Annotated in this window: 19 protein-coding genes, 1 tRNA gene, 1 rRNA gene and 1 riboswitch; of the genes, 10 read left to right on the forward strand and 11 right to left on the reverse strand. The window is 64.7% G+C overall.

From position 1 onward, the window contains the following. Positions 1 to 28: 28 nt before the first annotated feature. A tRNA-Ile gene (locus BM190_RS14325) sits at positions 29 to 105 on the reverse strand. Positions 106 to 297: 192 nt separating this feature from the next. Next, positions 298 to 1786, reverse strand: a 16S ribosomal RNA gene (locus tag BM190_RS14330). A 1143-nt stretch (positions 1787 to 2929) separates the two neighbouring features. On the opposite strand from BM190_RS14330, the gene BM190_RS14335 reads away from it, so the two are divergent. Together BM190_RS14335 and BM190_RS14340 are read left to right on the forward strand one after the other, a co-directional pair. Then, entirely contained in the window at positions 2930 to 4993 is a 2064-nt protein-coding gene (locus BM190_RS14335) for a M23 family metallopeptidase (RefSeq protein ID WP_092255644.1), read from the forward strand. A 152-nt stretch (positions 4994 to 5145) separates the two neighbouring features. Further along, positions 5146 to 6765: an NHL repeat-containing protein gene (locus BM190_RS14340; RefSeq protein ID WP_092255647.1), complete on the forward strand. Its 1620-nt coding sequence runs from the start codon at positions 5146 to 5148 to the stop codon at positions 6763 to 6765. 93 nt (positions 6766 to 6858) lie between these two features. On the opposite strand, the gene clpB is transcribed toward BM190_RS14340, so the two are convergent. Continuing rightward, a complete protein-coding gene (gene clpB, locus BM190_RS14345; protein ID WP_092255650.1) occupies positions 6859 to 9498 on the reverse strand; it encodes an ATP-dependent chaperone ClpB in 2640 nt (879 codons plus the stop codon). A gap of 239 nt (positions 9499 to 9737) precedes the next feature. Between clpB and BM190_RS14350 the strand changes: the two genes are divergently transcribed. Beyond that, positions 9738 to 10526 (forward strand): MOSC domain-containing protein, encoded by a 789-nt coding sequence (locus BM190_RS14350; RefSeq protein WP_092255653.1) that lies wholly within the window; start codon positions 9738 to 9740, stop codon positions 10524 to 10526. Between the two features lie 148 nt (positions 10527 to 10674). On the opposite strand, the gene BM190_RS14355 is transcribed toward BM190_RS14350, so the two are convergent. Further along, positions 10675 to 11334 (reverse strand): TIGR02594 family protein, encoded by a 660-nt coding sequence (locus BM190_RS14355; protein WP_092255656.1) that lies wholly within the window; start codon positions 11332 to 11334, stop codon positions 10675 to 10677. A gap of 216 nt (positions 11335 to 11550) precedes the next feature. On the opposite strand from BM190_RS14355, the gene BM190_RS14360 reads away from it, so the two are divergent. Then, positions 11551 to 12411 (forward strand): alpha/beta fold hydrolase, encoded by an 861-nt coding sequence (locus BM190_RS14360; protein WP_092255660.1) that lies wholly within the window; start codon positions 11551 to 11553, stop codon positions 12409 to 12411. Positions 12412 to 12755: 344 nt separating this feature from the next. Here the strand turns inward: BM190_RS14360 and metW are convergent, their stop codons facing one another. Next, complete coding sequence (metW, locus tag BM190_RS14365) at positions 12756 to 13418, reverse strand: methionine biosynthesis protein MetW (protein WP_091960292.1); 663 nt, start codon at positions 13416 to 13418, stop codon at positions 12756 to 12758. 15 nt (positions 13419 to 13433) lie between these two features. Next, a complete protein-coding gene (gene metX / locus BM190_RS14370) occupies positions 13434 to 14636 on the reverse strand; it encodes a homoserine O-acetyltransferase MetX (RefSeq protein WP_092255960.1) in 1203 nt (400 codons plus the stop codon). A gap of 89 nt (positions 14637 to 14725) precedes the next feature. Next, a riboswitch (SAM riboswitch) is annotated at positions 14726 to 14805 on the reverse strand. 156 nt (positions 14806 to 14961) lie between these two features. Between metX and BM190_RS14375 the strand changes: the two genes are divergently transcribed. Genes BM190_RS14375 through BM190_RS14385 form a run of 3 tightly spaced genes read left to right on the forward strand, consistent with a single transcriptional unit; the run spans position 14962 to position 17876 of the window. Further along, positions 14962 to 15810, forward strand: coding sequence for a chorismate mutase (locus tag BM190_RS14375; protein ID WP_092255663.1), 849 nt, complete (start codon positions 14962 to 14964; stop codon positions 15808 to 15810). Positions 15811 to 15846: 36 nt separating this feature from the next. Beyond that, positions 15847 to 16944, forward strand: coding sequence for a histidinol-phosphate transaminase (gene hisC, locus BM190_RS14380; RefSeq protein ID WP_092255666.1), 1098 nt, complete (start codon positions 15847 to 15849; stop codon positions 16942 to 16944). Next, positions 16941 to 17876, forward strand: coding sequence for a prephenate/arogenate dehydrogenase family protein (locus tag BM190_RS14385; protein ID WP_018316246.1), 936 nt, complete (start codon positions 16941 to 16943; stop codon positions 17874 to 17876). Before hisC ends, BM190_RS14385 begins: the two co-directional genes overlap by 4 nt. Positions 17877 to 17981: 105 nt before the next feature. Here BM190_RS14385 and BM190_RS14390 read toward each other — a convergent pair whose 3' ends face one another. Continuing rightward, entirely contained in the window at positions 17982 to 19166 is a 1185-nt protein-coding gene (locus tag BM190_RS14390) for a DUF2125 domain-containing protein (RefSeq protein ID WP_092255669.1), read from the reverse strand. 110 nt (positions 19167 to 19276) lie between these two features. On the opposite strand from BM190_RS14390, the gene BM190_RS14395 reads away from it, so the two are divergent. Then, the gene (locus BM190_RS14395; protein ID WP_026201635.1) at positions 19277 to 19885 is read left to right on the forward strand and encodes a gamma-glutamylcyclotransferase; all 609 of its coding nucleotides are present in this window, start codon (positions 19277 to 19279) and stop codon (positions 19883 to 19885) included. Between the two features lie 97 nt (positions 19886 to 19982). On the opposite strand, the gene BM190_RS14400 is transcribed toward BM190_RS14395, so the two are convergent. The 4 genes from BM190_RS14400 to ftsE all read right to left on the reverse strand — a co-directional run bounded on the left by BM190_RS14400 (position 19983) and on the right by ftsE (position 23207). Then, a complete protein-coding gene (locus BM190_RS14400; RefSeq protein ID WP_018316250.1) occupies positions 19983 to 20756 on the reverse strand; it encodes a lysophospholipid acyltransferase family protein in 774 nt (257 codons plus the stop codon). 23 nt (positions 20757 to 20779) lie between these two features. Further along, a complete protein-coding gene (locus BM190_RS14405) occupies positions 20780 to 21484 on the reverse strand; it encodes a YdcF family protein (protein ID WP_092255672.1) in 705 nt (234 codons plus the stop codon). A gap of 102 nt (positions 21485 to 21586) precedes the next feature. Further along, positions 21587 to 22555: a cell division protein FtsX gene (locus tag BM190_RS14410; protein WP_092255675.1), complete on the reverse strand. Its 969-nt coding sequence runs from the start codon at positions 22553 to 22555 to the stop codon at positions 21587 to 21589. Further along, on the reverse strand, positions 22548 to 23207 hold the full coding sequence (gene ftsE / locus BM190_RS14415; protein WP_020508614.1) for a cell division ATP-binding protein FtsE: 660 nt from the start codon (positions 23205 to 23207) through the stop codon (positions 22548 to 22550). Before ftsE ends, BM190_RS14410 begins: the two co-directional genes overlap by 8 nt. A 161-nt stretch (positions 23208 to 23368) precedes the next feature. Here ftsE and BM190_RS14420 point away from each other — a divergent pair, with 161 nt between their 5' ends. Both BM190_RS14420 and BM190_RS14425 read left to right on the forward strand, forming a co-directional pair. Further along, complete coding sequence (locus BM190_RS14420) at positions 23369 to 24250, forward strand: MJ0042-type zinc finger domain-containing protein (RefSeq protein WP_092255678.1); 882 nt, start codon at positions 23369 to 23371, stop codon at positions 24248 to 24250. A gap of 41 nt (positions 24251 to 24291) precedes the next feature. Continuing rightward, positions 24292 to 24666, forward strand: coding sequence for a response regulator (locus BM190_RS14425; RefSeq protein ID WP_018316255.1), 375 nt, complete (start codon positions 24292 to 24294; stop codon positions 24664 to 24666). The last annotated feature ends 34 nt before the right edge of the window (positions 24667 to 24700 follow it).

The following is a 24700-nucleotide window of genomic DNA, read 5'->3' on the forward strand; positions in this document are numbered from 1 at the left end:
CCTAGCCGAAGCAGCGAAGCGCGAAGGCTGGTGGGCCTGGGAAGACTTGAACTTCCGACCTCACGCTTATCAAGCGCGCGCTCTAACCAACTGAGCTACAAGCCCCTAACGCATATCCAGTCAAGGACCAGGGATTCTGCAAGCTTGCAGCCCCAGCGCGTGTTCGTCCGCGAAGAAAGAGAAACGAAGACGGCGAAATCCCGCCAATGCAGCTCAACAATCCTGACGATTGTTGGCCACTGATGTTTCTAAAACGATCCGATAGTGAGCCGAAGCTCGCTGAAGGATCATCCTTAGAAAGGAGGTGATCCAGCCGCAGGTTCCCCTACGGCTACCTTGTTACGACTTCACCCCAGTCGCTGACCCTACCGTGGCCGGCTGCCTCCCTTGCGGGTTAGCGCACCGTCTTCAGGTAAAACCAACTCCCATGGTGTGACGGGCGGTGTGTACAAGGCCCGGGAACGTATTCACCGTGGCGTGCTGATCCACGATTACTAGCGATTCCAACTTCATGGGCTCGAGTTGCAGAGCCCAATCCGAACTGAGACGGCTTTTTGAGATTTGCGAAGGGTCGCCCCTTAGCATCCCATTGTCACCGCCATTGTAGCACGTGTGTAGCCCAGCCCGTAAGGGCCATGAGGACTTGACGTCATCCCCACCTTCCTCGCGGCTTATCACCGGCAGTCTCCTTAGAGTGCTCAACTAAATGGTAGCAACTAAGGACGGGGGTTGCGCTCGTTGCGGGACTTAACCCAACATCTCACGACACGAGCTGACGACAGCCATGCAGCACCTGTGTTCCAGGCTCCGAAGAGAAGGTCACATCTCTGCGACCGGTCCTGGACATGTCAAGGGCTGGTAAGGTTCTGCGCGTTGCGTCGAATTAAACCACATGCTCCACCGCTTGTGCGGGCCCCCGTCAATTCCTTTGAGTTTTAATCTTGCGACCGTACTCCCCAGGCGGAATGCTTAAAGCGTTAGCTGCGCCACTAGTGAGTAAACCCACTAACGGCTGGCATTCATCGTTTACGGCGTGGACTACCAGGGTATCTAATCCTGTTTGCTCCCCACGCTTTCGTGCCTCAGCGTCAGTATCGGGCCAGTGAGCCGCCTTCGCCACTGGTGTTCTTGCGAATATCTACGAATTTCACCTCTACACTCGCAGTTCCACTCACCTCTCCCGAACTCAAGATCTTCAGTATCAAAGGCAGTTCTGGAGTTGAGCTCCAGGATTTCACCCCTGACTTAAAGACCCGCCTACGCACCCTTTACGCCCAGTGATTCCGAGCAACGCTAGCCCCCTTCGTATTACCGCGGCTGCTGGCACGAAGTTAGCCGGGGCTTATTCTTGCGGTACCGTCATTATCTTCCCGCACAAAAGAGCTTTACAACCCTAGGGCCTTCATCACTCACGCGGCATGGCTGGATCAGGGTTGCCCCCATTGTCCAATATTCCCCACTGCTGCCTCCCGTAGGAGTTTGGGCCGTGTCTCAGTCCCAATGTGGCTGATCATCCTCTCAGACCAGCTACTGATCGTCGCCTTGGTGAGCCATTACCTCACCAACTAGCTAATCAGACGCGGGCCGATCTTTCGGCGATAAATCTTTCCCCGTAAGGGCTTATCCGGTATTAGCACAAGTTTCCCTGTGTTGTTCCGAACCAAAAGGTACGTTCCCACGCGTTACTCACCCGTCTGCCGCTGACGTATTGCTACGCCCGCTCGACTTGCATGTGTTAAGCCTGCCGCCAGCGTTCGCTCTGAGCCAGGATCAAACTCTCAAGTTGGACTTGAACTTTGAACCGGCTGATCACAACGTTTGACGAGGTCCCACCATTATCGACCGAAGTCGATGTGCTGCCTGCGATTCACATCGCTGGCAACGATGGTGTTTCCTTTGAAACGTGTACCGCCGAAGTCTTTCGTCCGGTCCCGACCAGAAAAGCCGAAGCTTTTCAGGAGCGAGACCCGCAAGGACTCCGCCGTCCACGTTTCTCTTTCTTCATCTTCACTTGTCAAACAGCCCGGGACCGTGGAGGCCCCAACCTTCCTGAGAGGAAGGGTTCCGACACCCTTACCGACGATGGATGAACTCCAATCGACTTACGTCGACTGTTGTGTCACTCAACAAGGTGAGGAGCATCAGTGGCGCGTTCGCTCGCCTTGGTCAGTGACCCGGCGGCGCCGCGCTCAGTGGTCGGGTTATAGGCCCCCGCACTCGGGATTGTCAACGCCCATTGTCAACAAATCGTCGCACGGTGGATTGTCGCGAAAAAGGACGTGTTTCCAGGCGGTTAGGAGGACCGTAGATGCGCCGATCCGGTCGGGACGGTGAAAAAACTTGAAAAAAGTTTGGGCCCCAGGGGGCTCCGGAGCCGACCTGGGAGGGGTTGTGGGTGGGGACTGGGAAGCGACTTGGCGAGCCACCTGGGAAGCCACATGGGGAACGGCTTGGCGAGTGGATTGGCGCGCGGGTCGGGATCGACACAGGGTACTTGGGGAGGGATTGAGGGGCGGCTTACCGTACCTTCGCGGTGGGAAGCAGCTTGCAGCACCCTCTCGGGAGGCCCCCGCCCTCCGGCCGTTCAGGAAACTTTTTCGATGACAGGCGCCGTACTTGAGCCACAATCCCGCGGCGTTCTGATAAGAGACAAGCTTGAATCGCACGGATGCCAGTGGGGGCTGCCGGCGGTTTTCATGGGGTCAGAGGAAGGCGATCTTGCAGATGACGCGGCCTTCCTCCGACATTCGAGAGACATCGAGAGAGCTTCACCCGTCCAGCTGTTCGTAATTTCGGCCGGCCCCACCCGAGGGGCCTTCTGAGCACGGACGCCTGCGCGGCTTGCCTTTTCCGGCGATCCCCCTTCAAGAGGGCGACCAGGACGAGGTTCGAAAGCGGGCATCTTGGGTCGTTGATTGGGGGACTTGCGTTGAACCACAGGACATCACGCGGCGCTTACGGGCGTGAGACCGGGATCATCGATCTCGGCCACGAGCCGCCGCTGTCCGTCGATGGTTCTGAAGCCGCCGTAATCGACCGCCGTCGCGTCTCGGTGCAATGGTTCAGCGGGACAATTTTGACCGGACTCTGCGGCGCAGCCCTGATCGGCGGCGCCGTTTTCGCATCGCTCGACGGCGAGATGACCTTCGCCAAGGTGCCGGAGCGGGTCGAGGGCGCGCTGCGCGGTGCATTCGGCGGCGCCGATCGCGCCGCCACACTGCACAAGAGCGACCGCCTGCCGCCACCGAGCGAATCCACCGCGTCCCGCAACATCATGCGCGTCTCCACCGTGGCCCGCGTCGGCAACCGCGACGTGATGCGGGTGCGCCCCTTCGTCCGGATCGCCGGCAATCTGTCGATGACGACGAGCGACCTGTCGGCGAAGATCCCACCGTTCAACGCCCAGCGCCTGCTCACCGATGTCGGCTCCGATCCGAAGACCGCATCCGACGATCCCAACAATCCCGAAGCGGTCGAGCCCGACGCCGAAGTGTCCTTTGTCACCAAGGACCTGTCGCCGGTGCTGCCGAAAGCCAAGATTTCCGCGGTGGTGGCGCTCGACGACATCCTGATGCGGGTGCGCGATGCCGCCAACTGGCGCGGCAATGGCGGAGTGCGCTACGCCTCGCTCGCCAATGCCGCAGCCGATGTCTCCGGCGCGACCGGCCCGTCCGACATCAGAACCGCCTACGCCGCCGAGGCCTCGCCGTCCGATCCCTATGCCGGTTTCGAGACGCGCGTGGTGCCGGAAAACGTCACGCTGCTGCCCAAGACCAAGGAGCAGATCACCGGCGGCAATCCCAACGGCGAACGCGTCCATCTGGTCAAGAAGGGCGACAGCGTCGCCTCGGTGCTGCGCGATCTCGGCGCGAACGCCGACGAGATCAAGGCGATCACCGCGACGCTCGGCCCCCGCGGCCGCGACGGCGGCCTCAAGGACGGCGAGAAGCTCCGCATCCTGATGGCGCCGGCAAGTCCTGGCGCCCGCCTCCAGCCCTATCGCGTCGTCGTCGCCAACGAGTCCATGGTCGAGGCGATCGCGGCGCTGTCCGATCTCGGCAAATACGTCGCGGTCGACGTCTCCAGCATGAACACCGTCGCCGATGCCGCGGCCAGCGCCAGCAGCGATGACGACGATGATGACGACGGCTCCGGCGTGCGGCTCTACCAGAGCATCTACGAGACCGCGATGCGCAACAAAGTGCCGATGCCGGTCATCGACGACATGATCAAGATCTACTCCTACGACGTCGATTTCCAGCGCAAGGTGCAGCCGGGCGATTCCTTCGACGTGTTCTACGCCGGCGAGGACGAGGGCGTGACGTCGACGGAGAAGAACGACGTGCTGTTCGCCTCTCTCACGGTCGGCGGCGAGACCAAGAAATACTACCGCTACCAGAGCCCCGACGACGGCGTCGTCGATTACTATGACGAGACCGGCAAGAGCGCGAAGAAATTCCTGGTCAGAAAGCCCGTCAACAACGCTATCATGCGCTCCGGCTTCGGCGGCCGCCGCCACCCGATCCTGGGCTATGTGAAGATGCACACCGGCGTCGACTGGGCCACCGCCTACGGCACGCCGATTTTCGCTTCCGGCAACGGCGTGATCGAGAAGGCCGGCCCCGAAGGCGGCTACGGCAAGTATATCCGCATCAAGCACAACAACGGCTATGAGACGGCCTACGGCCACATGTCCGCTTTCGCCAAGGGCATGGAGATCGGCAAGAAGGTGCGGCAGGGCCAGGTGATCGGCTTCGTCGGCTCATCCGGCCTCTCGACCGGCCCGCACGTCCACTACGAGATCCTGGTCAACGGCCGCTTCGTCGACCCGATGCGCGTGAAGCTGCCGCGCGGCCGTTCGCTCGAGGGCCCGATGCTCGCAGGCTTCGAGAAGGAGCGCGACCGGCTCGACGGCATGATGAGCGGCCGCGGCGGCGCCATCGCCCGCATGTCTGACGCGACCGGCGGCCCGTTGCAGGTCAGCAACCGCTAATTGCAACCGGCCGGCATCGGCCGGACATCTCAAGATCCGATCCGAATTCGACGTTCTCGCGCGAGGCGCGCTTGGCGGCGGCTCAACGTCAAGTTTTGTTTGCCAAAGCGGCACCAGGGGCGAATACTTTCCAAAAAACGGGAGGTCTCGCCATGAAGAACAGGCTCGCCTGCGCAGCATTCGTCGCTGCCCTTTTCGCTACCACGAGCGTATCGGCCGAGACTTGGGAGGTCACCAAGCTGGTCCAGGGCTCGGCGTTCCATGGCGTGCATGGGCTCGGCATCGACAAGGCCGGCCATCTGTTCGCCGGCAGCGTCGCCGGCGCCGCTCTCTACGAGGTGGATGTATCAGGCGGTACCGCCAAGGTTGCAATCCCCTCGCCGATCGGAATGGCCGACGACATCGCCTTCGCGCCCGACGGCACCATGGCCTGGACCGGTTTCCTCACCGGCGATCTCTATGCGCGCAAGGGCGACGGCCCGATCAAGAAGCTCGCCAGCGGCCTTCCCGGCATCAACTCGCTCGCCTTTCGCAAGGACGGCAGGCTCTACGCCACCACCGTTTTCCTCGGCGACACGCTCTATGAGATCGACGTCGAGGGCGTGAAGCCGCCGCGCCAGATCATGGAGAAGATGGGCGGCCTCAACGGCTTCGAGTTCGGTCCCGACGACAAGCTCTACGGTCCGCTCTGGTTCAAGGGCCAGGTCGCAAAAGTCGACGTCGACAAGGCCGAGCTGACCGTCGTGGCCGACGGCTTCAAGATCCCGGCCGCGGTGAACTTCGATTCCAAGGGCAATCTCTTCGTAGTCGACACCGCGCTCGGCCAGCTCGTCCGGGTCGATCCCAAATCGGGCGCCAAGACCATGGTCGCACAATTGAAGCCGTCGCTGGACAATCTCGCCATCGACGAGAAGGACCGCATCTACGTCTCCAACATGGCCGACAACGGCATCCAGGAGGTCGACCCCGCGACCGGCCAGGCCAGGCAGATCATCATCGGCAAGCTCGCTTTGCCCGGCGGTATCGGCGTCACCTCGGAGAACGGCAAGGATACGATCCACCTCGCCGACGTGTTCGCCTATCGCACGGTGGATGGGGCGACCGGCGAGGTCACCGAGAAGGCGCGCATGCACGCCGCCGACACCACGCTCGAATATCCCATGAGCGCGACGGCGCGGGGCAACGACGTGGTGCTGTCGAGCTGGTTCACCGGCACGGTGCAGGTGATCGACGCCAAGACCGGCGCCACGCGCGACATGCTGCATGGCTTCAAGGCGCCGCATGACGCGATCGTGCTCGCCGACGGCAGCATTTTGGTCGCCGAGCTCGGCACCAAGTCGCTGGTCAAGGTGAGCGGTGAGCACGGCAAGGATCGCACCACGCTGATCGGCGACCTCGAGGGCCCGGTCGGGCTCGTTCGTGGCAAGACCGACGAGGTCTACGTCACCGACGCCTTTGCGGGCACTGTCTCGAAGATCGACAGCAACGGTGAAAAGACTGTGGTCGCCAAGGAGCTGAAGATGCCGGAGGGCATTGCGCGCGGCAGCGACGGCCAGCTGATCGTGGCGGAAGTCGGTGCCAAGCGGCTGATCGAGATCGCGCCGGACAGCGGCAAGATCACCGAGATCGCGGCCAATCTCCCGATCGGCCTCGCGGGCGCACCCGGCGGCCTGCCGACCAACATTCCGACGGGCGTGGCGGTCGGGGCGACGGGGGTGATCTACTTCTCGTCCGACATCGAGAACGCGATCTACAAGGTCTCGAAGAAATAGCGATCGGCCGGCGGGCAAGCCGGGCAAGAACAATTCGCCCCGGAGAGGATGACCTCTCCGGGGCGATAATGTTTAACGGCGAACGCCCGCGTTTCAGTTCAGCTTGCGCTTCGCCACCGGCGCCTCGAACTGGGTGATCTCGGCGGTCTGCGGCGCCTTGCCGTTGAAGGTCAGGACGTTGCCTTCGGACGAGATCGCGACAGTATCGCCGTCCCTGACGTCGCCGGCGAGGATCATCTCGGCGAGCGGGTCCTGGACGTGACGCTGGATCACGCGCTTCAGCGGCCTTGCGCCGTAGGCGGGATCCCAGCCCTTGGCGGCGAGCCAGTCGCGTCCGGCAGAATCGAGCGTCAGCACGATCTTGCGATCGGTCAGCAGCCTCTGCAGCCGCGCGAACTGGATCTCGACGATCCGGCCCATCTCGCTCCGCTGCAAGCGGTGGAACAGGATGATCTCGTCGACGCGGTTGAGGAATTCGGGGCGGAAATGCCCGCGCACCATTGCCATCACCTGCTCGCGCACGGCCGAAGTGTCCTCGCCCTCCGGCTGGTTCACCAGGAATTCCGAACCGAGGTTCGAGGTCATGATGATCAGCGTGTTGCGGAAATCGACGGTGCGGCCCTGACCGTCGGTCAGGCGGCCGTCGTCGAGCACCTGCAACAGGACGTTGAAGACGTCAGGATGCGCCTTCTCGATCTCGTCGAACAGCACCACCTGGTAGGGCCGGCGCCGCACTGCCTCGGTGAGCGCGCCGCCTTCGTCATAACCGACATAGCCCGGAGGCGCACCGATCAGCCGCGAGACCGAGTGCTTCTCCATGTATTCGGACATGTCGAGGCGGACCATCGCGGTCTCGTCGTTGAACAGATACTCCGCGAGCGCCTTGGTCAGCTCCGTCTTGCCGACGCCGGTGGGCCCTAAGAACATGAACGAGCCCGTGGGGCGGTTCGGGTCCTGCAAGCCCGCGCGCGAGCGACGCACGGCGGTTGCGACCGCGCGCACGGCCTCGGCCTGGCCGACGACGCGGGTGCCGAGCTGCTCCTCCATCTTCAGGAGCTTTTCCTTCTCGCCCTCCAGCATCTTGTCGACGGGCACGCCGGTCCAGCGCGAGACCACCTGCGCGATGTGATTGGCGGTGACCGCCTCCTCCATCATCTCGCCGGAGCCTTCACGCGCCTCGATATCCGCAAGCTGCTTCTCGAGCTGCGGGATCCGGCCATAGGCGAGCTCGCCGGCCTTCTGGAATTCGCCGCGACGCTGGGCGTCGGCGAGATCGACGCGCAGCGCGTCAAGCTCCGACTTCAGCTTCTGGGCGTTGGAGAGCTTGTTCTTCTCCGCGCTCCAGCGTGCCGTCAGCGCCGCGGACTTCTCCTCGAGCTCGGCGAGCTCTTTCTGGAGCGCCTCGAGACGGGACTTGGAGCCGGGATCGCTTTCCTTCTTGAGAGCTTCCTGCTCGATCTTGAGCCGGATGATCTCGCGGTCGAGCGAATCCAGCTCTTCCGGCTTGGAATCGACCTGCATCTTCAACCGCGCAGCCGCCTCGTCCATCAGGTCGATCGCCTTGTCGGGCAGGAAGCGATCGGTGATGTAGCGGTTGGATAGCGTCGTCGCGGCAACAAGCGCGGAATCCGTGATCCGCACGCCATGATGCTGCTCGTACTTGTCCTTGAGGCCGCGCAGGATCGAGATTGTGTCCTCGACCGAAGGCTCGCTGACGAAGATCGGCTGGAAGCGCCGCGCCAGCGCGGCGTCCTTCTCGACGTGCTTCTGATACTCGTCGAGCGTGGTCGCGCCGATGCAGTGCAGCTCGCCGCGGGCGAGCGCCGGCTTGAGCAGGTTGGAGGCGTCCATCGCGCCGTCGCCTTTGCCGGCGCCGATCAGCGTGTGCATCTCGTCGATGAACAGGATGAAGGTGCCCTCGCTGCCAGTCACCTCCTGGAGCACGGCCTTCAGCCGTTCCTCGAACTCGCCGCGGTACTTCGCGCCCGCAATCAGCGCGCCGAGGTCGAGCGACAGCAGCTTCTTGTCCTTCAGGCTCTCGGGCACGTCACCATTGACGATGCGCAGCGCGAGACCTTCGGCGATGGCGGTCTTGCCGACGCCGGGCTCGCCGATCAGGACGGGATTGTTCTTGGTCCGGCGCGACAGCACCTGGATCGTACGGCGGATTTCCTCGTCGCGGCCGATCACCGGGTCGAGCTTGCCGTCGCGCGCCGCCTGCGTCAGGTCGCGGGCATATTTCTTCAGCGCGTCATAGGCGTTCTCGGCGGTCGCGCTGTCGGCCGTGCGGCCCTTGCGCAGCGCCTCGATCGCCGCATTGAGGTTTTGCGGGGTGACGCCGCCCTTGGCGAGGATGGTGCCGGCCTCGCTGGTCTTTTCCAGCGTGAGCCCGAGCAGCAGCCGCTCGACGGTGACGAAGCTGTCGCCGGCCTTCTCACCGGCCTTCTCAGCCGCGTCGAAGGTGCGGGCGAGCTCGGGCGCCAGATAGATCTGCCCGGCACCGCCACCGCTGACCTTCGGCACCTTGCTGAGGGCATCCTCGGTCGCCTTCAGAATTGCACGGGAATTGCCGCCGGCGCGGTCGATCAGACCGGAAGCCAGCCCCTCATTGTCGTCCAGCAGGACCTTCAGCACGTGCAGGGTGGAGAACTGCTGGTGCCCCTCGCGCATCGCGAGCGACTGCGCGGACTGGACGAAGCCCCTGGAGCGTTCGGTGTATTTGTCGATATTCATCTTTTCTGTCCCTCGGCCTGCCCTCAGGGCCCTCTAAGGCACCCCAAACGGCATCTTCATTGGGTTTCCGATTACCGCATTGACGTTTCTCAACCGGTAACGGTCGTGTTTTGCCGACGTTGCCGCCGGCCTGAGCCAGATGTGGGAAGCAGGTTGCAGATGCGAAAGAGGCCAGTTCACAATTTCGTGCGCTGATCCGCCGGCTTGGCGGGCCCGGGGCGAATCCCTTAAGTAGCGGCATGACAGCTAGCCAGACTGCCGAAATCACCGGCCTCTACCGCTATCCGATCAAGGGCCTGACGCCGGAGGCCCTGCGCCGCGTCCCCTTGCGGACCGGCCAGACCCTGCCCGCCGACCGCCGCTACGCCATCGAGAATGGCCCGAGCGGCTTCGATCCCGAGGCGCCCCAGTGGAAGCTGAAAATCCAGTTTCTGATGCTCGCACGAAATGAGCGGCTTGCCGAGCTCGATAGCCGGTTCGACGACGCCACCAATGTCCTGACCATCCGCAAGGACGGCCAGACCGTCGCCAGCGGCGATCTGGAAACCGCGGTCGGGCGCGCCGCCATCGAGCGCTACTTCGCGGAAAATTTCCAGCCGGAGCTGAAGGGCCCGCCGAAGCTGCTGTCCGGCCGCGATCACAGCTTCTCCGACGTCGCCCGGAAGGTGGTCTCCATCATCAATCTCGGCAGCGTCCGCGCCATCGAGACCATGCTGGGCGGGACCGCCGTGCATCCGCTGCGCTTCCGCGCCAATCTCTACGTGAAGGGCTGGCCGGCCTGGTCGGAGCTCGATCTCGTCGGCCAGACGCTGGCGATCGGCGCGGCGCGCCTGAAAGTGGTCAAGCGCATCGTCCGCTGCCCGGCCACCAATGTCGACCCGGTGACGGCCAAGCGCGATCTCGAGATACCGCCGACGCTCTCGCGCAATCTCGGCCACATGGACTGCGGCATCTATGCCGAGGTGATCGAAGGTGGCGAGATCGGCGTCGGCGATGCGGTCGCGGTGGAAGAGCCGAAGCTGGTTTGAGCCGGCACCGGTACCGTAGGGTGGGCAAAGCGACTTGTCCGCCATAGCTCGAAGAGCGACGGTAGAAGCGTGCCCACGCAATTTCTGCGACGGAGAGAGATGGTGGGCACGGCGCAAGTGCGCCTTTGCCCACTCTACGGCTCCGTCGTTAGTTCGGCATCACATATGCGTAGATCCGGCCGCGCGAGACCGGCGCCTCGCGGACGCGGTTGCCGTTGTTGCCGGAGATCATGATCGGATTGCCCTGTGCATCGATGCCGGTGATGATGCCGACATGACCGCCGCGGCGACCGCGCGACATCACTGCGATGGCGCCGACCTGCGGACCGGAGACGCGGGTGCCGTAGCGGGCGAACGAGCTCGCCATGTCGGAGCCTGAGCCCTTATGGCCGGTATGCTCCAGCACCATGTTCATGAAGCGCGCGCACCACAGGCTGCCGCGCCCGGTCGGATTGCCGCCGACATAGCGGCGCGCCTCGGACACCAGGCTCGATCCGCCGCCGAAGCCGCCGCTTGCAGCCATGGTGTTGTTGACCATGCCGCCGCTGTTGGCGTTCGGATCATAGCTCGCCTGGGTGTCGGCGAATCCACTCGCCCGCAACTGCGCCGCGCTGCGCTCGAAGCGCGAGCTGCGTGCATGGTAGCGGTAATGATGATGTCTGGCGTGGTGCACGTGTGCGTGCCGCTCTGCGCTATGACGATGATGCGGCCGCGCTGAGGCCGGAGAAACGAACGCGGCAACCGCCGCGAAGAAGATCGCCAGCGCGACAACACAACGCGACAGGCGAGACGCAAACAACTCAAACATTCTTCATCCTTCGTTGACACCCCACTTCCCGATCGGCCCGTGCAACGGCCGATATCGGTCTGGCCGTTAAGCCGTCCGATGTGGCGAGAAAAAGACGCGGGCTGCCTGCGAATAGCTGTGATGATTTTGCGCCGACACTGATCGAGGCCGCCGCATTGCGGACAACAGCATTAACTGCAATCCTGCAAAGGCGGCTTGAAGAGAGGGAAACGGTTAATGCCCCACGCCACGACCAGGGACGACGTCCGCATCTATTTTGAGGAAGCGGGTCAGGGAACGCCGATCATTTTTCTGCACGAGTTCGCGGCCGACTACACCAATTGGGAGCCGCAGATGCGTTACTTCTCGCGCGGCCACCGCTGCATCACCTATTCGGCGCGCGGCTACACGCCGTCGGACGTGCCGGAGGGCGAGGTTTACAGCTACACGCATTTCTATAGCGATGCGCTCGCGGTGCTTGATCATCTCAAGATTGAGCGCGCGCATCTGGTCGGCCTGTCGATGGGCGCCTACTCCTCGCTCCAGATCGGGCTCAACGCGCCGCAGCGCGCGTTGTCGATGACGCTGGCCGGCGTCGGCTCCGGCTCGGAGATCGAGAACCTGGAGGCCTGGCGCAAGCAGTGCCGCGCCAATGCCGAGCAGTTCGAGACGCTGGGCTCCGCCGAGGTCGCGAAAGTCACGCGCGAGGCGCCGAGCCGGATTCCCTTCCTGGTGAAGGATCCCCGCGGCCACGCCGATTTCTACGCCGCGCTGGCGCGCCACGACGCCAAGGGTTCGGCACGCACGATGCGCGGCTTCCAGGGCCGCCGCCCCTCGATTTACACGATGACGGATGCGATCAAGCGCGCATCGACGCCGGCGCTGATCATCTGCGGCGACGAGGACGATCTATGCGTCGGACCGAGCCTGTTCCTGAAGAAGCATCTGCCTGCGGCGGGGCTGGCGATGTTTCCGAAGTCGGGGCACGTGCTCAATCTCGAAGAGCCCGCGCTGTTCAACGAGACGGTGGCGCGGTTCGTGACGCTGGTGGAGGCGGGAAGATGGCCGGTGCGCGACCCGCGGTCGCTGGCGCATTAGGCACAGGCGCAGCAAATACTCCGTCGCGTAGCCCGGATGGAGCGAAAGCGTAATCCGGGATTGTCAACGCGGCGCGACTTGCCCCGGATTGCGCTGCGCTTCATCCGGGCTACGGGGTTCGGTTAGGTCTGCACTATGAAACGCCCCGCGCTCTCAACTCCATCACCCTGAGGTGGCCGCCTCTTCAGCGGCCCTCGAAGGGCGACGGCCACGCTCTCGCCACAGCGAGAGATGAGCACGCCGAAACACTCGGCCGCTCATCCCTCGAGGCTCCCGGCGCGATGCTTCGCATCGCGCCACTCGCGCCTCAGGATGACGGGTCAGGCCGCAGCAGGCGAGAAAAACTACTTCCCGCCGCCGCGACTGAGCAAGAACACCGCCTGCTCGCCGAACATGTTCCACACCCACCAGGGCAGATTCAGCGGCACCGGGCGGCCGTAGAGATCGAGCGCGACCGAGCGCTCCATCTTGACGTTGATCTCGTCGCAGAGCTGCACGAAATCCTTGATGGTGCAGAAATGGATGTTGGCGGTGTCATACCATGTCGCCGGCAAATTCTCGGTGCGCGGCATGTGGCCGCCGACCAGGAGCTGCAGCCGCATCTTCCAGAAACCGAAATTCGGGAACGAGACGATGGCGCGGCGGCCGATGCGCAGCAGATTCTCCAGCACCACGCGCGGCTGCCGCGTCGCCTGCAGCGTCTGCGACAGGATCACATAGTCGAAGGCGTCATCCGGATAATTGACGAGATCGGTGTCGGCGTCGCCCTGCACCACCGCAAGGCCCTTGGCGACGCAGCGATTGACGCCCTCGCGCGACAGCTCGATGCCGCGGCCGTCGATGCCGCGGGTCTCCAGCAGCTGAAGCAGATCGCCCTCGCCGCAGCCGACGTCGAGCACCTTCGAGCCGGGCTTCACCATCTCGGCGACCAGCAGATGATCGGCGCGAAACTGGCCGGACGATCCGGTCGCGACGCCGTTCAACGGCAACACTTCCTGTACAGACATCGCTAGCCGTCCTTGTCAGTCGTTCTTGCCAGTGAGCCCGCGCGCCTTGCCCGCCGATTGCAGGAAGGCGCGGGAGATGTCGAAGAATTCGGGAACGTCGAGCAGGAAGGCGTCATGGCCGCGATCGGTCTCGATCTCGGCGAACGACACCCGCGCGCTCGATGCATTCAGCGCGTGCACCAGCGCGCGCGATTCCGAGGTCGGAAACAGCCAGTCGCTGGTGAAGGAGACCACGCAGAAGCGGGTCTTGATGTCGACGAACGCCTTGGCGAGCACGCCGCCTTGGTCGGCGGCGATGTCGAAATAGTCCATCGCGCGCGTCAGATAGAGGTACGAGTTGGCATCGAAGCGCTCGACGAAGGACGAGCCCTGGTAGCGCAGATAGCTCTCGACCTGGAAGTCGGCGTCGAACGAGAAGGTCGGCAGCTCGCGGTCCTGCATGCGCCGGCCGAATTTTCGATGCAGCGCCGCATCCGAGAGATAGGTGATGTGCGCCGCCATCCGCGCCACCGCGAGCCCGCGATGCGGATGGATGCCGTGATCGGCATAGCCGCCGCCGTGCCAGTCGGGATCGGCCATCACGGCCTGGCGGCCGAGCTCGTGGAAGGCGATGTTCTGCGCCGAGTGCCGCGTCGCGCAGGCAATCGCCAGCGCGGAGAACACGCGGCCCGGATAGGCGGCGGTCCATTGCAGCACCTGCATGCCGCCCATCGAGCCGCCGACTACCGCAAACAGCGTGTCGACGCCGAGCCGGTCGACCAGCATCGCCTGCGCGCGCACCATGTCGGGAATGGTGATGACCGGGAAATCCAGGCCCCAGACCTTGCCGGTGGCAGGATTGATCGAGGCCGGCCCGGTCGAGCCCATGCAGCCGCCGATCACGTTGGAGCAGATGATGAAGTAGTGCTTGGGATCGATGGGCCGGCCGGGGCCGACCAGCGTCTCCCACCAGCCGGGCTTACCGGTGACGGGATGCACATTGGCGACATGCTGATCGCCGGTCAGCGCATGGCAGATCAGCACCGCGTTGGAGCGATCGGCGTTGAGCTCGCCATAGGTCTGGTAGGCGATCTGGAACGGGGTGAGATCGACGCCGCAATCGAGCCGCAGCGGCTGCTCGGCGCCGAAATGCGCGATCTGCGAGCTTGGATGATCCACCTCGTGCGACCGCTCGTCGGCGCTGATCGCAGGACTCGGTATCGACTTGACGCCACCCATCTGACCATCGACCTCGTTTGCGATCACGCGTGATCGCCACTTGCATCAGGCCATGAAAAACCCGGCCTGAACGATAGGTTCGGCCGGGATCGGAAGCGTCCCCGGCCTGTTTAGCGAGTTTTTTAACGTGGCTGCAAGCCGGCCGGCTCAAATGACCACGGAACGGGCAAAAACTACCGTCTTGGGTGGTTTTCGTCAAGTCGCGGCCGGGATCGGCCCAATTCGTCTCTCTCGCGTCGTCCGAAAAGGACGTGATTTCTCTTTGCTTTCGCCGTCCCGACTGCCTAATCAGGACATCCCCCATCGAAACCATCGACAGCCAGACATGTCCCAACGTCCGCCCGCGCCACCATCGCTTCAGGAACTGCGCAAGGAGATCGACGCGATCGACGAGGGCATGCATCGCCTGCTGATGCAACGCGGCGACATCATCGACCGCCTGATCCAGGTGAAGCAGACCCAGGAGGTCGGCTCGGCGTTCCGCCCAGCGCGCGAGGCCGCCATGATGCGTGACCTCGTGCAGCGCCATCGCGGCATCCTGCCGCTCGACACCGTCGAGAGCATCTGGCGCGTCATCATCTCGACGTTCACTTACGTGCAGGCGCCGTTCTCGGTGCATGCCGACATCTCGGCGAGCGAGCCGGCGATGCGCGATTCCGCGCGCTTCCATTTCGGCTTCACGGTGCCTTACGTCGCGCATTTCAGCGCACAGGCCGCGGTCGAGGCGGTGGCGAAATCCAAGGGCGATCTGGCGCTGGTCTCGGCGACGTCGAGCCGCACGCCATGGTGGCTCTTGCTCGAAACGGAAGGCGCGCCGAAGATCATCGCGCGGATGCCCTTCGTCGAGCGCGCCGACCATCCGGCGGCGCTGCCGGTGTTCGCGATCTCGCGGGTCGCCGACAGCGCCCTGGTGACGGAGGTCGAGACCTTCAGCGTCCGCGTCTCCGGCTGGAACGCCGAGGTCGCGCGGGCCCTGTCGCCGCTCGCCGAGATCGTGGCGGTACCCGACACCGCCTTCGACGGCGCAGCGCTGCTGGTCTCGGTCACGACTGCGACCAGCATCGACAAAATCAGGGCTGCCCTGATCGAGGCGGGGGCCTCGGTGCGCTCCACGGCCCTCGTCGGCAGCCACGCAACGCGCTATACGGTGCCCCCGACCGGGGCGAAATCGTAAACCACGCGCCGCGCCCCGCCATTTTCGGAGTTCAAGATGTCCCGCCCAGTGCCGAATCCCGGCATTCTCGATATTGCGCCCTACACGCCCGGCAAGAGCCCGGTCGCGGAGCCGGGCCGCAAGGTGTTCAAGCTGTCGGCCAACGAGACGCCGTTCGGGCCCTCGCCCAAGGCAATCGAAGCCTTCAAGCACGTGGCGGACCACCTGGAAGACTATCCGGAAGGAACCTCGCGCGTGTTGCGCGAGGCGATCGGCCGCTCCTTCGGGCTCGCCCCCAACCGCATCATCTGCGGCGCCGGCTCGGACGAGATCCTCAATCTGCTGGCGCACACCTATCTCAGCCACGGCGACGAGGCGATCTCCACCACGCACGGCTTTCTGGTCTATCCGATCGCGACCATGGCGGTCGGTGCCAAGAATGTCGTCGCGCAGGAGACCAACCTGACCTGCGACGTCGACGCCATCCTCAAGGCAGTGACGCCGAAGACAAAGCTGGTTTGGCTCGCCAATCCCAACAATCCGACCGGCACCTATGTGCCGTTCGACGAGGTCAAGCGCCTGCGCGCCGGCCTGCCGTCGCACGTGCTGCTGGTGCTCGATGCCGCTTATTGCGACTACGTCTCGCGCAACGATTACGAGATGGGGATCGAGCTGGTCGCCACCACCGAGAATACGGTGGTGACGCACACCTTCTCCAAGATCCACGGCCTCGCCGCACTGCGCATCGGCTGGATGTTCGGCCCCGAGCACATCATCGACGCGGTCAACCGCATCCGCGGCCCGTTCAACGTGTCGACGCCGGCAATGTATGCCGCGGTCGCCGCGATCGAGGACACCGCGCACCAGGCGATGTCGAAGCAGTTCACCGAGACCTGGCGCAACTGGCTGACCGAGGAGATCGGCAAGCTCGGACTGAAGGTGACGCCGAGCGTCGCCAATTTCGTGCTGATCCACTTCCCGACCGACAAGGGCAGGACCGCTGACGATGCCGACGCCTTCCTGACCAAGCGCGGCCTAGTGCTGCGCGCACTGAAGAATTACGGCCTGCCGCATTCGCTGCGCATGACCATCGGCACCGAGGAGGCCAACCGCCTCGTCGTCGACGGCCTGCGCGACTTCATGGCCGGCAAATGAGCGAGCAAGCGCACTTCCAGCGCGTCGCGCTGATCGGCTTCGGCCTGATCGGCGGCTCGATCGCGCGTGCTGCGAAGCTCCAGGGTCTGGCGGACGAGATCGTCACCACCGCGCGCTCGGAGAAGACCCGCGCGCGGGTGCTCGAACTCGGTATCGTCGACCAGGTCGTGGCGACCAATGCGGACGCGGTGAAGGATGCCGATCTCGTCATCCTCTGCATTCCCGTCGGCGCCTGCGGCGAAGTCGCGCGGGAGATCGCCGCGCATCTGAAGCCCGGCGCAATCATCTCTGACGTCGGCTCGGTCAAGGGCGCCATCGTCAGGGACATGGCGCCGCATCTGCCGAAGACCGTTCATTTCGTGCCGGCGCATCCCGTCGCGGGCACCGAGCATTCGGGGCCGGATTCGGGTTTCGCCGAGCTCTTCATCAATCGCTGGTGCATCCTCACCCCGCCGGAAGGCGTCGATGCGGCCGCGACCGATCGCCTGCGCGCTTTCTGGGCGGCGATGGGCGCCAAGGTCGAGGTCATGACGCCGGATCATCACGATCTCGTGCTCGCGATCACCAGCCATCTGCCGCATCTGATCGCCTACACCATCGTCGGCACCGCCGACGAGCTGGCGCAGGTGACGGAGTCCGAGGTGATCAAGTTCTCCGCCGGCGGTTTCCGCGATTTCACCCGCATCGCGGCGTCCGATCCGACGATGTGGCGCGACGTCTTCCTCGCCAACAAGGAGGCGGTGCTGGAAATGCTCGGCACCTTCACCGAGGATCTCGCAAAACTCACCCGCGCGATCCGGCGCGGCGACGGCGAGGCGCTGTTCGACCATTTCACCCGCACCCGCGCCATCCGCCGCGGCATCGTCGAGATCGGCCAGGATTCGGCCGCCGCGGATTTCGGCCGCCAGCACGGGGCGCTGAAGAAGCCGTGAGTTCGTAGCCCGGATGGAGCGCAAGCGTAATCCGGGATTCTTGATCGCGGCTGGCACCGTCCCGGATTGCGCTTCGCTCCATCCGGGCTACGGCAGCTACGCCACCTAATACAGCGGCGGGATCTGGCCGACCTTGACCGGCCCGAGCAGCACGGCGCCGTCGACGAATTTCAGCGGGAAGCTTCTCGCCTTCTTGCCTTCCAGCATGCTCTCGGTGCCGATCGAGTTGATGCCGGCGGCAACGCCGGCATTGGCGTTCTGCTTGATCACCTTGCCGAGGCCGGGAACGGCGCGATCGAGCGCGCCGAACAGATTGTTGAGGTCCTGCGACTTCACCCCGGGCGCAACGCGGTCGAGCGTGGCCTGCGGCACACCCTCCTCCAGCATCTTCTCGATGCCCAGCGCCGGGATCACGCGCTCGAGCCCCGTCACCGTCATCTGCAATTCGCCGTCGAGCCGGCCATTGGCCGAGAGGGCGAGCGTGCCGGCCGCAACCGCGATCATCTCGCCCTGCTGAATCCGCGACAGCACGATCTCGATGTGGCCGCCGGCGGCCTGGATCTCGCGGAAGCGCTGCGGCCAGGGCTTTGGCGTCAGGTCGGACAGGCCCGTGATCTTGGCGCGCGTGTCCGCCTCGAACGGCTCGGCAAGCAGGGGATGAACGCCCTGGATGCTGCCCTGCGCGACTTGGAGCACGGTCTCGATCACAGGATGATCGGCCGGCGAGCCATCCGCGAGGCGTCCGTGCAGCTCGACCTGCTTGGCGCGCGCGAGCGGCACCTGCATGCTGCCGTCGAGACGATTGATGTTGGGATCGTCGAACACGATGGAGGCGCGGTCCGGCACGGCCGGCAGGCCGACCACGCTGCTGCGGCCCTTGCTCCAGTTCACCACGAAGGTGTTTTGCGTGACGCCGTCGGTCAGCGTCGCGGGCGCTGAGAATTCGGCGATGACGAGCTTGGGATCGTACACCTGGGCAACGACCAGGATGTTGTCGAGCTTGGCCGTGAACGGCGTCTTGCTGGCATTCTGCGAGACCAGGGCGACGCTGGCGCCGGAGCACTGGACCTCGAAGCGGAACGGGAAGCCGGCGATCGAGCGCTTGGCGCAATCATAGATGCGGCCGGACTTGGCCTCCTGCGCCCGCCACGCGTCGGCGACCACTTCGGCCTGCGAGGCCGCGTAGAACCAGAAGCAGCTCCAGGCGACGGCGAGGATCAGGACGAGGACGGGGGCAATGAAAAGGCCCCAACGGGAACGGCGGCCTGCGGCAACGGTCATATTGGACATGCGGCGACCCTTTGGCCCCAGATTTTGGCAAATGTAAGCGAGGCCCGCCCCCGACGAAAGGCGGAGAATTCGCTTCGCTTGAGGGCGCGGTTCTGGTAGCCGTGCCCGAAATGTCCGAAATCACCCTCCCCTCCGTCACCACAGCCACGGGCGACCTCTGGGTGTTCGGCTACGGCTCGCTGATGTGGCGGCCGGGCTTCGACTTCGAGGAGCGCGTCCCGGCACGGCTGGTCGGCGAGCACCGGGCGCTCTGCGTCTATTCCTTCGTCCATCGCGGCACACCGGAGAAGCCGGGCCTGGTGCTCGGGCTCGACCGCGGCGGCGCCTGCCGCGGCATCGCCTTTCGCGTCGCTGAAAAGAACCGCACCGACGTGGTCGCGTATTTGCGGGCGCGCGAGCAGGTCACCTCGGTCTATCGCGAGGTGATGCGCTCGGTGTGGCTGGAGAACGATGCGCGCCAGCGCGTCTCCGCGCTCGCCTATGTCGTCGACCGCGGCCATGTGCAATATGCCGGCCGCCTCTCGCTCGCCGAGCAGCACCGCCATGTCGTCCAGGGCCACGGCCAGTCCGGCGCCAATCGCGACTATGTCACCGCGACGGTGAAGGCGATCGAGGCCGAAGGTTTTCGCGATACGCAATTGCATCAGCTCGCAACCATGCTGCATGGGGAGGCGCATTCCCTGCACCCGCCGGCTCGCGACGATCGAGAGAGCCGCTAGAGCATGATCCGGAAAAGTGCGCAGCGGTTTTCCGGAAAGATAATGCTCAAACAATAAACTAAAGCGCGATGACGATTCATCCTAATCTCATCGCGCTTTAGCTCTCCGACGGGGCGTAACTCGGCGAGGCGCCAATCAGTTGCTCCTGCTCCTTGCGGCCGGCCTCGACGAGGCGGCCGGTTGCCTCTTCGATCGCCGTCTGCACACGGGAGAGAAACTCATCCTTCGGCAGGCCCGATGGCAACGGATCGAGGAATTCCACCACGAGCGTGCCGGGATAGCGCATGAAGGTGCGGCGGGGCCAGAACAGGCCGGAGTTGAGCGCGATCGGCAGACACGGCACGCCGCAGGACGAATAGATCTGCGCGAAGCCGGTCTTGTAGTCGGGCGGCGCGCCCGGCGCGCGGCGCGTGCCTTCCGGAAAGATGACGAGCTGCCGGCCCGAGCGCACCGCCTCGCGCGCCCGCCGCGTCATGTCCAAGAGCGCCTTCACGCCGGCCTTGCGGTCGATCGCGATCATCCCGGTCTTGACCAGGAACTGGCCGAACACCGGGATCTGCATGAGCTGACGCTTGAGGATGAAGATCGGACGATTGAAGAAGCCGGGCAGCACGAAGGTCTCCCAGAACGACTGGTGCTTTGCCACGATCACAAGCGGCCCCTGCGGGATGTTCTCGACACCGCGGAATTCGACCTTGATGTTGCAGACCACGCGCATCAGGACCAGCGTCGCCTTGGCCCACCATTGCGCGACCGTCAGCATGGCGCGCGGCGGCAATGCGAAGGTCGGCAGCGCCACGATCGCGAGGCAGACCAGCACGGCGTAGAACAGCACGTTGAACACGAGCGAGCGCAGGAAAATAAGGAACATCGACGATCCGATTATTTTGCCGATCAATTGGCCTGTGCGGTGGCGGGCCGCTTTGGCTGCTGACCTGCAGGCTGCTCCGACATCTCGGGCGAAAGGTCAATCCCGAAATCCTCCAGCCGCACCCTGAGCTCGGCCGCGACGTACTTGACATATTCCGACAGCAGCAGCCGCAAGGTGGACGCCGATGTCCACCACGGTTCCTCGCGCCATTTGTCGCCGACCACCGCGAACGGGATCAGCGTCGTCTGCGGCATCGCATGCGAGAATTCCACCAGCGCGCGCGGCATGTGATAGTTCGAGGTGACCACGATCAGCGACTTGAATCGGCGGCCGTCGGCCCAGCGCCGCGCCTCCGCCGCATTGCCGCGGGTCGAGAGCGCGGTGCGGTCGAGATCGACACAACAGGTCATGAAGGACTGGTTCTCCGGCAAGGTCCGGGAGATGTCACTCGCCGTCGACGTCGGGTGCACGCCGGAGATCAGGAGCCGCCTGCCGTAGCCGGCAGCGAGCAGCTCCATCGCGTCCGACACCCGCGAGGAGCCGCCGGTCAGGACCACGATGCCGTCTGCCCTGCGGCTTGGGGCGATCTCGGCGCCGCGCAATTGCGACAGGAACGCGATGAAGCCCGCCGCCGCGCCGACGAAGGCGAGCGCAATCGTCGACACCACGGCCGCGCGCAGCCAGCCGCGCGGCAGGTTCGGCGATCGATCGTCGGTCGGCGAGGTCATATGATGTCGATGATCCCTTCCCTGAGGTGATTTTAAAAGGTTTTGAGGCGAAGTGGAGTCCGGTTTCTTCGCCCTCTCCTGCCGGAGAACGGAAGAAAGAACTCAATCAACATCGTTCAACGTCGCAAACAGGGTCTGGCGTGAGGCCACCGCGGTGATGGCGCCGATCAGCACGGCCTGGGCCGCGAGCACGATGTAGCCGGACGGCCGCAGCGAGAAGGTGCCGAGCAGCGCCGCGAACTGGTCGCCGACGGGGGTACCGGAAAACCAGCCGGCGATCGACTCGGAGAAGCCGAACACCAGCATGGCGGCGCCGCCGCCGATCACGCCGCCCTCGAGGCCGAGCCTCAGGAAATGACGCAGGAAGTGATTGGCGATGTAGCGGTCGCCGGCGCCGACGAAATGCAGCACCTCGACGATCGGACGGTTCGCCGCCATGGCGCCACGGGTCGCGAACGAGACCGAGATGATGGTGGCGATGATGACCAGCGCGAGGATGCCGAGGCCGGCGAGCACGGTGGCGTTGGTCATCGAGCGCATCCGCTCGATCCAGGCGCGGTGATCGTCGACGCTGGCACTTGGCGCGACCTGGGTCACGCGCGCGCGCAAGGCGCCGAGATCGAGCAGCGTGCCGGGTTGCACACGCGCGATGATCATGCGCGGCACCGGCAGGTCGTCCATCGACAGCCCGGTGCCGAGCCAGGGCTCGAGCAGCTTGCCGCTCTCCTCCCGGGTGAACGGCTTGACCTCGACGACGCCGGCTTGCGCGCGCATCGCCTCCGTCACCGCCGCGGTGTCGCGTTCGAGATCGCGGCCGGCCTGCGGGCGAACCTGGATGGTGATCTCGCTGGCGACGTCCGACTGCCATTCCGCGGCGGAGGCGCTCACCAATAGCACCGTGCCCGTGGTCATCGACGCCAGGAAGGTCATGATGGCGACGACGGCGACCAGCGCGCGGCCCTGGATCGAGGCGCGCGGCACGATCGGCGACATGTTGCGCGCGTTGGCTGGAAGCTGCGGACGCTCGTGTCCGAGGTCGACCAACACGCCGCGCTCGTCGGTCCTACTCATAGACGTGCAACCGTCCCTGGTGCAGCACCAGCCGCCGGGCCTCGTACTGGTCCATCAGGCCGATGTCGTGGGTCGCGATGATGACGGCGGTGCCTGATTTGTTGAGCTCGATGAAGAGGCGCAGCAGACGGCGTCCGAGCGTCGGGTCGACGCTGCCGGTCGGCTCGTCCGCGAGCAGCAGTTGCGGCCGCGAGATGACGGCGCGCGCGATCGCCGCGCGCTGCTTCTCGCCGCCCGACAGGATCGGCGGCAGCGCGTCCATGCGGTCGCCGAGCCCGACCCAGCGCAGCAGGTCGATCACCTCCTTGCGATAGCTCGACTCGCTGCGGCCCATGACGCGGAACGGCAGCGCCACGTTCTCGTAGGTCGTCATGTGATCGAGCAGGCGGAAATCCTGCAGCACGATGCCGATGCGCTTGCGCAAATCGGCGATCTCGTCCTTGCCGAGACGCGAGATGTCGTGGCCGAACAGATTGACAAGTCCCCGCGTCGGCCGGTGCGACAGGAACAACAGGCGCAGCAGCGAGGTCTTGCCGGCACCGGAGGGGCCGGTGAGGAACTGGAACGAATGCGCCGGGATCTGGAAGCTGAGGTCGCGCAGGATCTCCGGCCCCAGACCGTAACGCAATCCGACATTTTCGAACCGAACCAAGCTCAGCTCCGTTCGAGAGGGGACGCGGGTCGCACTGCTGCGCTCCGCCATACGCGACCAACGGGTTTTGCCGCCGTTATGGTTTCCGGTTCGTTAACGGTCGCCTTGTAGCATCCAGAGTGCCCGGTTCGGCGCGGCTGGGTCATCGTCGAGGCCCGTCCATGCATATCGTCTGCCCCCATTGTATGACATCCTACGCCATCAAGCTCGCGAGCCTTGGGGCGAACGGACGGGCGGTCCGCTGTTCCCGCTGCAAGGAGACCTGGATCGCCCACGCCGAGGATGCCATCGAGGAGGCATCCGTCCCGGCCATGGCCGCGGCCAGCCAGGCCGACGACCAGACCGACCTTGCCGAGCAGTGGAACTCCTATGCCAAGGACGACAGCGCCACTGACGCACCTGTCGTCGACAGTCCCTCGATCGCCAGCGACTGGCCCGATGAAGAGGCCCCCAAGGAAACCGAGGACGAGTGGTCCGCGGCGGCCCGGGAAGCCGAGGAGGAGGTCGTCGGCGCGCAGCACCAGTCCTGGTTCCGCGGTCTGTTCGGCCGCCGCGGCGCGCGGGTGAGCCGTCCGGTCGCCACCGCGTCGCCCAAAAAATCCCATTTCGGCCTGCCGACCGCCTGCGCCGCCATGGGCGCGCTGGTGCTGGCGCTGGTGATCTGGCGCGGCGACATGGTGCGGCTGCTGCCGCAAACCGCCGTCTTCTACAAGATGGTCGGGCTCGAGGTGAACCTGCGGGGCCTCGCCTTCAAGGACGTGAAGCTGTCCAGCGAGACCGTGGACGGTAAGCAGGTGCTGGTGATCGAGGGCGTGATCGTCGGCGAGGGCAAGAAGCCGCTCGACATTCCGCGGCTGCGCTTTGCCGTGCGCGACGGGCAAGGCGCGGAGATCTACGCCTGGAATACGGTGCTGGAGCAGACCGTGCTGCGGCCCGGCGAGCGCGCCTTCTTCCGCTCCCGCCTGGCCTCGCCGCCGCCGGAAGGCCGCAATATCGACGTTCGCTTCTTCAACCGGCGCGACATTGCCGGCGGCAGCGTATAATCGCGCTGCACGGTACCGAGGTTGGTCCGAAAGTTGGTCCCATGCCGAAGATCTTGATCGCCGATGACGAAGATTCGATGCGCACGCTGGTGGCGCGCGCCATCGCCATGGACGGGCACGAAACGGTCACCGCGCAGGACGGCGCCGAGGCGCTGGAGATCCTGACCCGCGAGGACGGCGCCTTCGACCTGCTGCTCACCGACATCCAGATGCCCGTGATGGATGGCATCGCGCTGGCGCTCTCCGCCGCGCGCGATTTTCCCGACCTGACCATCTTGCTGATGACCGGCTTTGCCGACCAGCGCGAGCGCGCCTCGAACCTCAATGCGCTGGTGCACGACGTCGTGACAAAACCGTTCTCGGTCGCCGACATCCGCACCGCCGTGGCGGATGCGCTGGCAGCGAAGAAAACCTGACACCTCAACACAGTCACAGCTGATCCGTCATCCT

Origin of the sequence: Bradyrhizobium sp. Rc3b (assembly GCF_900114915.1) — a bacterium.
GTDB lineage: Bacteria > Pseudomonadota > Alphaproteobacteria > Rhizobiales > Xanthobacteraceae > Bradyrhizobium.